The organism is Gemmatimonadaceae bacterium, assembly GCA_016720905.1.
GTDB lineage: Bacteria > Gemmatimonadota > Gemmatimonadetes > Gemmatimonadales > Gemmatimonadaceae > Gemmatimonas.
In genome coordinates, this window is the sequence record JADKJT010000001.1 from 489,015 (window position 1) to 500,677 (window position 11,663).

The 11,663-nt window shown below is 63.1% G+C and carries 12 protein-coding genes; 2 read left to right on the forward strand and 10 right to left on the reverse strand.

The window, feature by feature from the left end:
• Position 1 precedes the first annotated feature (1 nt).
• Genes IPP90_02050 through IPP90_02085 form a run of 8 tightly spaced genes read right to left on the reverse strand, consistent with a single transcriptional unit; the run spans position 2 to position 7,264 of the window.
• Positions 2–181, reverse strand: a complete 180-nt coding sequence (locus IPP90_02050) for an ApbE family protein (protein ID MBL0169497.1) — start codon at positions 179–181, stop codon at positions 2–4.
• A gap of 58 nt (positions 182–239) precedes the next feature.
• Positions 240–1,325 (reverse strand): FAD:protein FMN transferase, encoded by a 1,086-nt coding sequence (locus IPP90_02055; protein ID MBL0169498.1) that lies wholly within the window; start codon positions 1,323–1,325, stop codon positions 240–242.
• A gap of 10 nt (positions 1,326–1,335) precedes the next feature.
• The gene (locus IPP90_02060; GenBank protein MBL0169499.1) at positions 1,336–2,559 is read right to left on the reverse strand and encodes an NADH:ubiquinone reductase (Na(+)-transporting) subunit F; all 1,224 of its coding nucleotides are present in this window, start codon (positions 2,557–2,559) and stop codon (positions 1,336–1,338) included.
• 9 nt (positions 2,560–2,568) lie between these two features.
• Positions 2,569–3,186 carry an NADH:ubiquinone reductase (Na(+)-transporting) subunit E gene (gene nqrE, locus IPP90_02065; protein ID MBL0169500.1) on the reverse strand — a complete coding sequence of 206 codons (618 nt, stop codon included), beginning with the start codon at positions 3,184–3,186 and terminating at the stop codon, positions 2,569–2,571.
• Positions 3,187–3,199: 13 nt separating this feature from the next.
• The gene (locus tag IPP90_02070) at positions 3,200–3,904 is read right to left on the reverse strand and encodes an NADH:ubiquinone reductase (Na(+)-transporting) subunit D (protein MBL0169501.1); all 705 of its coding nucleotides are present in this window, start codon (positions 3,902–3,904) and stop codon (positions 3,200–3,202) included.
• On the reverse strand, positions 3,904–4,704 hold the full coding sequence (locus tag IPP90_02075; GenBank protein ID MBL0169502.1) for a Na(+)-translocating NADH-quinone reductase subunit C: 801 nt from the start codon (positions 4,702–4,704) through the stop codon (positions 3,904–3,906). Before IPP90_02075 ends, IPP90_02070 begins: the two co-directional genes overlap by 1 nt.
• Positions 4,685–5,902, reverse strand: coding sequence for an NADH:ubiquinone reductase (Na(+)-transporting) subunit B (locus tag IPP90_02080; GenBank protein ID MBL0169503.1), 1,218 nt, complete (start codon positions 5,900–5,902; stop codon positions 4,685–4,687). Before IPP90_02080 ends, IPP90_02075 begins: the two co-directional genes overlap by 20 nt.
• 3 nt (positions 5,903–5,905) lie before the next feature.
• Complete coding sequence (locus IPP90_02085) at positions 5,906–7,264, reverse strand: Na(+)-translocating NADH-quinone reductase subunit A (protein MBL0169504.1); 1,359 nt, start codon at positions 7,262–7,264, stop codon at positions 5,906–5,908.
• A gap of 245 nt (positions 7,265–7,509) precedes the next feature.
• Here IPP90_02085 and IPP90_02090 point away from each other — a divergent pair, with 245 nt between their 5' ends.
• On the forward strand, positions 7,510–7,938 hold the full coding sequence (locus tag IPP90_02090) for a c-type cytochrome (GenBank protein MBL0169505.1): 429 nt from the start codon (positions 7,510–7,512) through the stop codon (positions 7,936–7,938).
• Positions 7,939–7,982: 44 nt separating this feature from the next.
• Positions 7,983–10,262 (forward strand): hypothetical protein, encoded by a 2,280-nt coding sequence (locus IPP90_02095; GenBank protein MBL0169506.1) that lies wholly within the window; start codon positions 7,983–7,985, stop codon positions 10,260–10,262.
• Positions 10,263–10,333: 71 nt separating this feature from the next.
• Here IPP90_02095 and IPP90_02100 read toward each other — a convergent pair whose 3' ends face one another.
• Together IPP90_02100 and IPP90_02105 are read right to left on the reverse strand one after the other, a co-directional pair.
• A complete protein-coding gene (locus tag IPP90_02100; GenBank protein MBL0169507.1) occupies positions 10,334–11,023 on the reverse strand; it encodes a hypothetical protein in 690 nt (229 codons plus the stop codon).
• A 65-nt stretch (positions 11,024–11,088) separates the two neighbouring features.
• Positions 11,089–11,610: a MarR family transcriptional regulator gene (locus IPP90_02105; GenBank protein MBL0169508.1), complete on the reverse strand. Its 522-nt coding sequence runs from the start codon at positions 11,608–11,610 to the stop codon at positions 11,089–11,091.
• Positions 11,611–11,663 lie beyond the last annotated feature (53 nt).

An 11,663-nucleotide genomic window follows, 5' to 3' on the forward strand; every position in this document is an offset into this window, starting at 1 on the left:
CTTATCGCGTCTTCTGCGCGCAGGCGCGTTGGTCGGGGGCAATCCCCGCCCGCTCGCATTCGCAGTCGCCGCCCACGCCGCCGCACGAACCCTTGAGCCGGCGGCCGGATATGGCAACGCCAATGGCCATCGCCGCCATGGCTATCGCGATCACGGCAATCGTAAGCAGCAAGACGAGCATCAGGGAGTCCTTGGTGGCCGTTGGGGACTGCAATTGAACCGCAGGGACGCAGGGTGGTTCAATGGCGCTTCGGTTCTCCATCACGTATCACCGCCGCCCTGAATCCGGCCGTCATACGCTCCTGAACCTCACCATTTGGCCCGGCAACAAGCAAGAGCACCTCGAGCCGGTTGGCCTCCGCCATGGCCCACGCCCGTTCCGGCCCCACCACCATGAGCGCGGTCGCCCAGGCGTCGGCCAGTGAGCACTGTTGGTGCAGGACGGACGCGGCCAGGAGGCGATGCCGCACCGGTTTGCCGGTGGCCGGATCGATGGTATGCACGTAACGCACCCCATCAACATCGTGGAAGTCGCGATAGTTGCCGGAAGTCGCCAGCGCACGGTCGGCAAGTCCAACCACCAGTCGCACGCTTCGCCGATCGACGTCCGGCTGTTCGATGCCTACCCGAAATGGCATCCCCTGTGCGTTGCGTCCGCGGGCACGCACCTCGCCACCAACTTCCACGAAGTGGTTGGCTTCACCGCGAGCACTCAGCAGCGCGGAAATGAGATCGACCGTGTAGCCCTGGGCGATGGCCGACAGGTCAATCTCGAGATGCGGATGGCCCTTGGTGAGCGACTCACCCTCAAGGCGCAGCTTCTGCCATCCGACCCGTGCACGAAGGGCGTCCAGCATCGTGCTGTCGGGCACGCGGGTGAGCACGCCGGCGGGACCAAACCCCCACGCATCCACCAGCGGACCCACCGTCACATCGAACGCGCCACCAGACGCTTGCGACACGGCGATCGACTGGCGCATCACCTCGGCCAGGGGCGCCGAAAGCACCACTGGTGTATTCGCGGTGTCGCGATTGAGGCGCGAAAGCTCCGACGCGGAATCGTAGGTGGACATCTGCGCGTCGACATCCGCGAGCAGTGAATCGACCGCCGACTTCAACGAAGAAACCACGGAATCCGGACGCCCGCCGTTGAGCACGACACTGTAGGTCGAACCCTGCGCGGGGCCCCCGAAGCGCGCCACGGTGGGCCCGGCGCGCTCGCGTGTGCGGTACGCGTAGAGCGAAGCGCCCACGAGGGCGAACAGCATCACCCACCACCGCCAGGACGCCTGCGAAATGCTGAACGTCGCGCGCGCCGCGGTCATCGACGACGAATCAGCCGAAGTCGTCGAAGGCCACGTTTTCGCGCGGCACGCCAAGATCTTCCAGCATGTCCATGCACGCCTTCAGCATCAGGGGCGGTCCGCACAGGTAGTACTCCACGTCTTCAGGCGACGGATGCCTGGACAAGTAGTCGCGCAACAACACCTGATGAATGAATCCCGTGGCACCGGTCCAGTGGTCTTCCGGTTTGGGCTCGGACAGTGCCAGATGCCACGTGAAGTTGGAATTCTCACGCGCGATCGCGTCAAAGTCCTCCACATAGAACGCTTCCTTCATGGAGCGCGCGCCATACCAGAACGTGACCTTGCGATCGCTGTGTACCCGGCGAAACAGGTCGTAAATATGCGACCGCATGGGCGCCATGCCGGCACCGCCACCAATGAAACACATCTCGTTGTTCGTGTCCTTGGCGAAAAACTCGCCGTACGGACCCGAGATGATCACCTCGTCGCCCGGCTTGAGGCCGAAGATGTACGACGACATGATGCCGGGGGGAATGCCAGTCGTGCGCGGTGGCGGCGTGGCCACGCGCACATTGAGCATGATGATGTCGCTCTCCAACGGAAAACTCGCCATCGAATAGGCGCGCGAAACCGTTTCCGTGCTGGTCGACGTCAGGTCCCACAGCTTGAACGCATCCCAATCTTCGCGATACTCGGCGCCGATATCAAAATCGCGATAGTTCACCGTGTGCGGCGGACACTCAATCTGGATGTAACCACCGGCCCGAAACGGCACGGCTTCACCGGCCGGCAGTTCCAGCACCAGTTCCTTGATGAACGTGGCCACGTTGTGGTTGGAGCGTACGCGGCAATGCCATTTGCGCACCCCGAAGATCGCCTCATCGAGGTGGATTTTCATGTTCTGCTTCACCTTCACCTGACACGACAGGCGCACGCCATCCCGCGCTTCACCGCGTGTCACCCAGCCGGTTTCGGTGGGCAGCAACGATCCGCCGCCGTCCAACACTTCCACCTTGCACACGCCGCACGATCCCTTGCCGCCGCACGCGGATGGCACAAAGATCTTCTGTTCCGCAAGCGTGCTGAGCAGCGTGCTGCCCGACTTGACATGCAGCGATTTGGCCGGATCGTCGTTCACGACAATCAACACGTCGCCGCTCTGCACCAGGCGCGCCTTGGCGCCCATGAGCACGGCCACCATGAGCAGCACCAGTACCACGAACGTGACGACACCCACCACAATGGTCAGCATGTCGTCATCTCAGAGCTGGATCCCGGCAAACGCCATGAAACAGATGGCCAGCAGCCCGGTCACCATGAACGTCAATCCCAACCCGCGCAGCGCCACGGGCGGATTGGAATAGCGCAACTTCTCGCGCACGGCAGCCAGCGCGACGATGGCCATGAACCAGCCAAGTCCCGAGCCAATGCCATACACCGTGCTCTCGGCCAGGTTGTAATCGCGCTGTTCCATGAACAGGCTGCCGCCGAGAATGGCGCAATTCACGGCAATCAGCGGCAGGAACACACCCAGCGCCCCGTACAATGCCGGTGCATACCGCTCGACGGCCATCTCCACGATTTGCGTGAGCGCGGCGATGGTGCCTATGAAACTGAGGAACACAAGAAACGAGAGATCGACCTTGGCCAGCGACGGATGCAACCACGCCAACGCACCATCTCGCAACACGGCATGCAGCAGGAAGTTGTTGAGCGGCACGGTGATGCCAAGCACGAAGGTCACTGCGATGCCGAGGCCAATGGCGTTGGAGACCTTTTTGGAAACCGCCAGCAGCGAACACATGCCAAGAAAAAACGAGAGCGCCATGTTCTCGATGAAGACGCTTTTCACGAACAGGCTGAGATAGTGCTGGAGCATGTCTCGTCGCCTCTCAGGCCGCCCGCTTCTGCGCGGCGTCGACGGCGATGGAAACCGGCACATCATGCGCCGGCGACTCGATGTGCACCGTGGCTTCCTGTTCGCGCTGCGCCGGCTTCCACGTGCGCAGCGCCCAGATGAGTCCACCAATCAGGAAGAATGCGGCCGGCGACAGCACCATCAGTCCGTTGGGCTGGTACCAGCCACCGTCGGTGACAAGCGGGAGAATGCGCACGCCAAACAGGCGACCAGATCCCAACAGTTCGCGAATACTCGCAACCGACAGCAACACAATGCTGTAGCCGCCACCGTTTCCGATGGCATCGAAGAAGCTGGCCTTCGGACCGTTCTGCATCGCAAACGCTTCCGCTCGGCCCATCAAAATGCAATTCGTGATGATCAGTCCCACGAACACTGACAGCTGTTTGGACACCGTGAACGAGTACGCCTTGAGCAGCTGATCGGTCACGATCACCATCGACGAGATGATGGTGAGTTGCACGATGATGCGGATGCTGGAAGGAATCCAGTTGCGAATCAGGCTGATGGACACGTTGCTGGCAATCAGCACGCCGGTGACGGCGAGCGCCATCACCATTGAGGTGGACAGCATGGTGGTCACGGCCAACGCCGAGCAGATGCCCAGCACTTGTCGGCCGATAGGATTCTCGTCGATCAGCGGATCGAGAAGGGTGGCTCTGGTTTGCGCGTCAAACATCAGGGCGTGCTCCCTTTGGGAGTGTTACGGAACCGATCCAGATACGGACCGAAACCACTGGGGCCAAGCCAGAACTGCACCGTGTTCGACACGCCACGCGACGTGATCGTTGATCCGGAAATTCCCTCGACGCGATGCGGGTCGGTCGCGGCTGGTCCAGTGGCCGCTTTCACAACGCGCAGCACCACCCGTGCACTGTCGTCGAACACCACGCGTCCTTTCCAGCGGGCCTGCCAGCGCGGATTCTCGATCTCGCCACCCAGGCCCGGCGTCTCGCCGTGTTCGTAGAACGTGATACCCGAAACCGTGCTCGCATTCGCTTCCAGGGCGATGTAGCCGTACATCGTGGACCACAGTCCATACCCTTGGATGGGGATGATCAACAGCTTCACCGCCCCACTGTCTTTCACTTCGTACACCAGCCCCAATCGTGGTACGCGCAGCACACGCGCATCGTTTTCTGCGGCCTGCTCGCTCTGCGACGGATCACGTGAGGCCGCCCGCTGGTCGTAGCTGTTGGCGTCCACGCTGTCCACGTACGCGCCCGTCTTCAGGTCCACCACACGCGGCGTGACGTTGGCCTTGAAGCGTTCGAGGATCTCGCCGCGCGACAGTTTGTCGGTGCTTGACATCAATCCGGCGACGCCCAGCACCTTGCTCAAGCGGTCAACACGCTGGTTTTCCGCCTGCGTGGGTCGCAGCAACACGGCGGCTCCCGCAATGGGAATCGCGCAGACCAAACACACCACGGCGGCAAAGCCCACCGTGTACCCCAGCGAATCACGTCGAAGAGCGGACATAGCGGGCAGCCCTCCGGCGGATGTTGGAGCGCACCACGGCGTGATCGATGAGCGGTGCAAACATGTTCATGAACAGGATGGCCAGCATCATGCCTTCGGGATACGCCGGATTGACGCAGCGAATCAGGATGCAGAGGAACCCGATGAGAAATCCGTAGATCAACTTCCCGGTGGACGTGAACGCGGATGACACCGGGTCGGTGGCCATGAACGCCGTCCCAAACGCCCACCCACCCAGCACGAAGTGCCAGTACCACGGCAGGTTGAGCATGGGGTTGGTGGCCGATCCAATCGACGTCAACCCAATCGCGGTGACGGCGGTCCCAACCACCACGCCAAGCATCGTTTGCCAGGCGCCAATGCGTGTGAGCAGTAACACCGCCGCACCAATGAGCACCGCCAGCACCGACGTTTCACCCATCGACCCCGGAATGAATCCGAGAAACGCATCAGTAAACGTGAGACCCGGCAGATGTCCGGCGCCCTCGGCGTACGACGACAGCCACGTGGCGCCGCTGTGCCCGTCGGCGGGGATCGCGGCGACCCACACATTGCCCGAGATCTGCGCCGGATACGCGAAGAACAAAAACGCACGTGCCACCAGCGCCGGATTCAAGAAGTTCATGCCGGTGCCGCCGAATATTTCCTTGCCGATCACCACACCGAAGGCCGTTCCCATGGCCACCTGCCAGAGCGGAATCGTGGCCGGCAGCGTGAGCGGAATCAGGAAACCGGTTACCAGCAACCCCTCATTCACCTCGTGGCCACGCACCACGGCAAACAGCGCTTCGAACGCACCGCCAGCCGCAAAAGTGATCACCAGAATGGGAATGAAATGCAGAGCGCCGTACACCATGCAGCCTATCAGCGAGGCGCTGCTCACCTTGAGACCAAGGGCGCCGTACGCGGCAGCCTGCCAGCTGTCCAACAGCTTGCCGCCCTGCTCCACCGACAGAAACGCCTGATAGCCGGTGTTGAACATGGCCATCAGGATGCACGGAATCAGCGCCAGCACCACGATAATCATCATGCGCTTCTGATCGAGCGCATCACGCACGTGCGGTCCGCCGGACGTGGTGTACGATGGCGTGAACAGAAACGTGTCGGCCGCTTCGTACACCGTGTGAAACTTCTCGAGCGGGCCGCCCTTGGCGAACGGCACACCCACGCGATCCATCAGCTTGCGCAGTGCTTGCATGTGTTAGTGCTCCGCCGCGATGGCCGTCAGCGCGCGGCGCAGCGCGGCACCATGTTCGTACTTGCCCGGGCAGACGAAGGCGCAGAGCGCCAGATCTTCTTCGTCAAGCTCCAGCACGCCCAACTCTTCGGCCCACTCCAGATCACCAACCGTGAGTGCGCGCAGCAAGTGCGTGGGCAGAATGTCCATGGGCATGACGCGTTCGTAGGCACCAATGGGCACCATGGCCCGTCGTGAGCCGTGCATGCCCGTGTCCAGCGCGAATTGCTTGCGCGGCAGCACCGATGACAGAAACGCCGGGAACGAGGAGAATGATCCGGCACCCGGTGCCATCCATCCCAGGAATTCCCGGGCGCCACCTTCGGCGAGCACGGAAATCTGCTGATGAAATCGTCCCAGGAATCCGTGCACGGCGTCGTCGGCTCGATCTCCGGTTAACACGGACCCGCTCACCACGCGCGAATGTCCGTCGCGCAGCTGTCCGGACGTCAATTCCACAGTCGACGCACCCAGTCGCGTACGCAGCACGCGTGGCTTCGCCACCTGCGGGCCGCCCACGGCGATGACAAGCGTCGGGTCCAGTTGGCCGGTGTCAAAGAGATGGCCAATACGCGCGACATCCTGCGCCCCGATGTGCCACACCGTCTTTTCGCGGTGGACCGGGTCGAGCACATGGATGTGATAGCCCACGGTGCCTGCGGGGTGCTTGCCGGTGAACTCCTCAAGGCGCACCCCCGGAACCGAACCGGGTGCACCGCCAAGCGATGAGCCAGGGCGCCGACAGAGAAACACCGGTCCATCGGTGAGCTGCTTGAGCACCGCCAGCCCGCGGGCGAACTCGGCTTCGCGACCGCGCAGTGCCACATCCACATCCAGCGCCAACGGCTGCGTGTCCAGCGCCGTCACAAAGATCGAGCGCGGCGTGTCGTCGGGCGACGGTATCCTGCTGAACGGACGGGTGCGGAGCGCCGTCCAAAGGCCCGATTCCAGCAGGAGCGCCTTGGCGCTCGCGCGTCCCTCCCCAGCGTTCGGCGCGTACGCTGCGAAGTCGACGGCGCTCCGGCTGTCGGCGTCCAGCGCGATCACCACCGATTGCAGTGCGCGCTTGTCGCCTCGATGCACCGCCTCGACCCGACCGCTGCCGGGGGACACGAGGCGAATGGCCGCATGCTCGCGATGCTCGAGCAACGCCTGGCCCAGTCGAACCTGGTCGCCCGGCTCAACGAGCACCCGCGCCTTGAGACCGTTGAAGTCGCGAGCCAAGACCGCCACCCGCGAAACGGGCGGCGCGTCGGCAATGACCTGTTCCGGGACGCCGGAAATCGGGATATCGAGCCCTTTCGTGACTTTATGGACAGCCATCAGCGTCCCGTCACAGGCGGTTCGGTAGAAAGCACAGCGTAGGATACGGCGGGGGTGCCAGATTTGCAGGGGGCGATGGAGCCGAAAGCTCGCAATCCTGAACGCGGTGCCCCGGCAGTAACGTTGAAGCGTCCTTGGGTAGGGGCTTTCGGGACAGGTTGTCCGAATCTACCTGACAGTCAATGTTGTAGACTACATACCACTTTGCGGTGTCAATATTTCGCCCCTCTTTGACCGGGATTTTCATGCGTCGTTCGCTCGTACTCGTTTCGTTCGTGCTTGCTGCTGCTTGCGGCGGGGACAAAGGTGCCGCCCCCGCCGACTCCTCAACGACGGCCGCCGCCCCAGCCGCCCCGGCGTCGTTCGATCCGTCAACCATTACACCGGGCATGCTGGCGTTGGGCGACAGCCTGTTTCACGGGTTGATAGGTGCCACCTCCTGTCAGGCCTGCCATGGGGCGGACGCCAAGCAGGCAACCGTTGCGCCCGACCTTACCGATGCCGAGTGGTTGCACAGCGACGGCAGCTGGGAAGGCATCTACAAGACTGTGACGACGGGTGTTTCAGTGCCCAAGAAATTCACCAGCGTGATGCCACCGTATGGCGGCATTCCGATGTCCGAAGAGAAGACGCGGGCGGTGACGGCGTACGTGTACAAGCTGGGCCACAAGTAGTTCTTGCGGATTATTGGCATACGGCTCATATGAGCCGTATGCCCTTGCCTCGTTTCAGCCTCTCCATTCGCCGCGTTCGTCGTGAGGTCGCCTGTGGCCTCGCGCTGTGCATGGGATTGGCTGCGCCGTCGCCCATTCGCGGCCAGCCAACTGCTGCGTCGGACCTCCGTCTGGCGGCACCGATTGCCACATGGGATGAAGCGATTCCGCTGGGGAACGGGTTGTTGGGTGGACTGGTGTGGGGTGCAGGCCATCGCATCAACCTGTCACTCGACCGCGGCGACCTGTGGGATCTGCGTCCCGCCGCTCCGTTTGGCAGCGCCGACTATCGTTACGGCGACATCATTCGCCTGGTGCGTGAGCGCAAAGCCGACTCATTGCGCGTGCGCTTCGATGATCCGTACGACAACATCGCGTACCCCACCAAGATCCCCGGTGGGCGCATTGTCTTTTCACTGGCCCCGTCGCGCACGGCGAAGTCGTTTGCGCTGAGTGTGACGCGCGCCGAAGCATCGGTGCAGTTCGATGCGGGCGCGATGCGCGGGTTCTTCAGTGCCGTCGATACCGTGTCGCTGTTCCGCGTGCCCGATCTGGATAGTGTGTCCATTGTGCGGCCGTCCTCGTTGGACAAGCTGGGCTATGGCGGGGCGACGTTTGGCGCGGATTCGTCGCGGGGCCGAGTGGAACGGTGGATGGTGCAGCAGGCCGCGCTTGGTCTCACGTATGTGGTGGCTATTGGATCGCGTCGCGAGGGCGCGTTGACGCTGGTGGCCATCACCATTGCCACGTCACGCGATGGGGCTGACCCGGTGGCGGTAGCCCGTGGGCGTCTCGCGCGTGCACTGCGCGGCGGATACGAGGTGGCATTCGCGTCACACCGTGCGTGGTGGACGCGCTACTGGCTGACATCGTCGTCGGTGAGTGTGCCGGACAGCGCCCTGCAATCGCATCTCGATTTCGTGCAGTACCTGTATGGCGCTGGCGCTCGCAACGGTGCACCGCCGCTGCCGTTGCAGGGTGTATGGACGGCCGACGGTTCGTCGTTGCCGCCCTGGAAGGGCGACCTGCACAACGACCTCAATACGCAAACCACGTATCTCGCCGCCCACGCGGCCGGCGCCGACGATGCGATGCGTGGATGGCTGGAGTTCAACTGGAAGTTGTTGCCGTCGTATCGACGGTATGCGCGCGACTTTTATGGAGTGGATGGCGCGGCGATTCCCGGTGTGATGGCACTGGATGGGAAACCGTTGGGCGGGTGGGGACAATATTCCCTGTCGCCCACGATGGGGTTGTGGGTGGCGCAATCGTTTCACTTGCAGTGGCGCTACACCATGGATCGCCGGTTTTTGCGTGAGCGTGCGTATCCGTTCGTGTCCGAGCTGGGGCGCGCGACCTCCGCATTGCTGCAACGCGGCGCCGACGGACGGTTGCGACTGCCGCTGTCCACCAGCCCGGAGATTTTCGACAACAGCATGCGGGCCTGGCTGCCCAGCATGTCCAACTACGATCTCGCGCTGCTGCACTGGGTGTATGGAGCGCTGGACCAGATGGCGACGGCGCTTGGTGATTCCGCGGCGGCGACGCGTTGGCGTGGGGTGGGTGCTGCGCTCGAACCACTGGTCATTGACAGTGCGAGTGGTGCCCTGCCATTCGCCGCTGGACTGCCGTACGACGCGTCGCATCGGCACTTCTCGCATGCCATGTCCATTCATCCGCTGGCGTTGCTCACCATCGAGAACGCGCGCGACAGTGTGGTGGTGCAGCGCACGCTGGACCAACTGAAGCAATACGGCAGCGACCAGTGGGTGGGCTACAGCTTTGTGTGGTACAGCGCGATGCTGGCGCGTGCCGGGCGCAGCGAGGAGGCGCTGGGGCAGCTGGAGGCGTATCGACGCGCGTTCATTTTGCGCAATGGCTTCCATGCGAATGGCGACCAGAGCGGCACCGGGCTATCGAAGTTCAAGTACCGGCCGTTTACGCTGGAAGGAAATTTTCTTGCGTTGCACGCGGCGCATGAAATGCTGCTGCAGAGTTGGGGCGGTGTGGTGCGGGTGTTTCCGGCGGTGAGTGCGCGGTGGCGCGACGTATCGTTTCGTGAGCTGCGCGCCGAGGGCGGGTTTCGCGTGAGCGCGGTGCGTGCGGCGGGTCGTACGGCCAGCGTGCGCGTGGTGAGTACGGCCGGTGGCGTGTTGCGTCTGCGGAATCCGTTTGAGGGGAGCGCGGTGCGGTGGAGTCGGGGTGGGGTGCGGCGGGAGGGGCGGGACTATGTGGTGCGGTTGCGGGCGGGTGAGGGGCTGGTGGGGCGAGCACGTCCGCTTTGAGCGACGGACACCCTCGAAACGCGATATGCGTACGGAGGCGCACGCCAACCCCCCCTCGCGATCGCCAGAATTCAAGGGGGCGTTTTCGGTGCTAGGGCGAGTGTCTCGAGCCGCTCGATTACCTGAAATTCGACGCCGTCGAACAGCGGCCCACGTTCGACTACGTGGGCTCGAATGGCAGACAATGCACGCGGCGTGTCAAGCAGTGCGCGGATCCTCTTGGCAAGCGCGGCGGCGACAACCGGTTCAGAAGACTGGACCTCCTCGACAATTGGTGGTCGAGTGGCAAGAAGTGTCGCGATATCTGACAGATCTTTGCTTCCCAATGGGTCGAGTGCGCCACGATCTGCGTACGCCGAAAGCTTGAGGCGCAGGAGTCCGACGGCGCTGGCGTGGCGAACCTGCGGCGGGAGATCGATGTCGACCGCGTGGTTGATCACCCAGAATTCATCCGGATTCCCGGTCCCCCCGAGATGCGCGCCACACGAGATGCAATCAAAGATCACGTCACTCGGCGATCTCCACCGGTCGACGTGTGTGCGGTCGCTTACCTCGTGCCTGAATCCCTGCGCCCGGAGGCGCTCATCCAAGGCGCCCTTCTGGACATAGCTCGCCGTGATGATCACTGCGTCCACATCGTCGGTTGGGCGAAGCTCGGCGAACACCTCGTCCTCGGTCTCCATCAGGGGAAGCAGCGAGGCTCCGATAAAGACGACGCGCTGCCGCAGCACTGGGCCAAGCTGATTCGCGACCGTGGCCATGCGTCGTACCGCTGGTGCCTCCAAGCGGCCGGGCAAGGTACCGTATCCTGGTGGGACGCTCATGCTCATTGCGCGAGCTCGATCAAGCGCTTGCTCAGTAGCTCGCCTGCGACAGCGCGGTCTCGTGCCGTGCCGACGCGAAAGAGATCGACCAACGCGAGCAGTTCGTAGAGTTCGGGCTGCGTTTCGATTAGGTCGGCAGCGGCGGGCGCGAGCGGCGTCAGTGATGTGCCGGCGATTTTTCCACTCGGGGACGGCCACACCAACGGTTCGATGTCCCCACCCAGCGTACCATGAACACCTGGAGCGCCGTGCGCCGTCGGCACCCCCCGTTGCCGTCGCCCCCGTTCCGGCGGGAACGCATAACGCACACCATGCCTGAGAAACTCTTCAAGCCCGGCGACGTTCGCCTCATGGCGCGCCCCGCGAGTGAAGACGAGGCCCGCCGTCACCAGCCGGCGAACCGCTTGGTGGGCAGTGCTTGGACTGATGCGCAGCCCCGCCCCGAGGCGGGCAAATGTCTGTCCAGGCGTCAGGCACAAACTCAGTGCGACAGGGACATCGATGGGTTGCAGGACGACTTGCATGAATCCTCGGCGTTCGGTATTCGGCTATACCGTATATTACTACATTTAAATAC

What these genes read in the sequence shown, in the direction of transcription:
- IPP90_02075 (MBL0169502.1), bottom strand. Translation starts at nt 4,704, where the DNA reads ATGTCCGCTCTTCGACGTGATTCGCTGGGGTACACGGTGGGCTTTGCC.
- IPP90_02070 (MBL0169501.1), bottom strand. Translation starts at nt 3,904, where the DNA reads ATGTTTGACGCGCAAACCAGAGCCACCCTTCTCGATCCGCTGATCGAC.
- nqrE (MBL0169500.1), bottom strand. Translation starts at nt 3,186, where the DNA reads ATGCTCCAGCACTATCTCAGCCTGTTCGTGAAAAGCGTCTTCATCGAG.
- IPP90_02090 (MBL0169505.1), top strand. Translation starts at nt 7,510, where the DNA reads ATGCGTCGTTCGCTCGTACTCGTTTCGTTCGTGCTTGCTGCTGCTTGC.
- IPP90_02100 (MBL0169507.1), bottom strand. Translation starts at nt 11,023, where the DNA reads ATGGCCACGGTCGCGAATCAGCTTGGCCCAGTGCTGCGGCAGCGCGTC.
- IPP90_02060 (MBL0169499.1), bottom strand. Translation starts at nt 2,559, where the DNA reads ATGCTGACCATTGTGGTGGGTGTCGTCACGTTCGTGGTACTGGTGCTG.
- IPP90_02105 (MBL0169508.1), bottom strand. Translation starts at nt 11,610, where the DNA reads ATGCAAGTCGTCCTGCAACCCATCGATGTCCCTGTCGCACTGAGTTTG.
- IPP90_02055 (MBL0169498.1), bottom strand. Translation starts at nt 1,325, where the DNA reads ATGACCGCGGCGCGCGCGACGTTCAGCATTTCGCAGGCGTCCTGGCGG.
- IPP90_02050 (MBL0169497.1), bottom strand. Translation starts at nt 181, where the DNA reads ATGCTCGTCTTGCTGCTTACGATTGCCGTGATCGCGATAGCCATGGCG.
- IPP90_02080 (MBL0169503.1), bottom strand. Translation starts at nt 5,902, where the DNA reads ATGCAAGCACTGCGCAAGCTGATGGATCGCGTGGGTGTGCCGTTCGCC.
- IPP90_02085 (MBL0169504.1), bottom strand. Translation starts at nt 7,264, where the DNA reads ATGGCTGTCCATAAAGTCACGAAAGGGCTCGATATCCCGATTTCCGGC.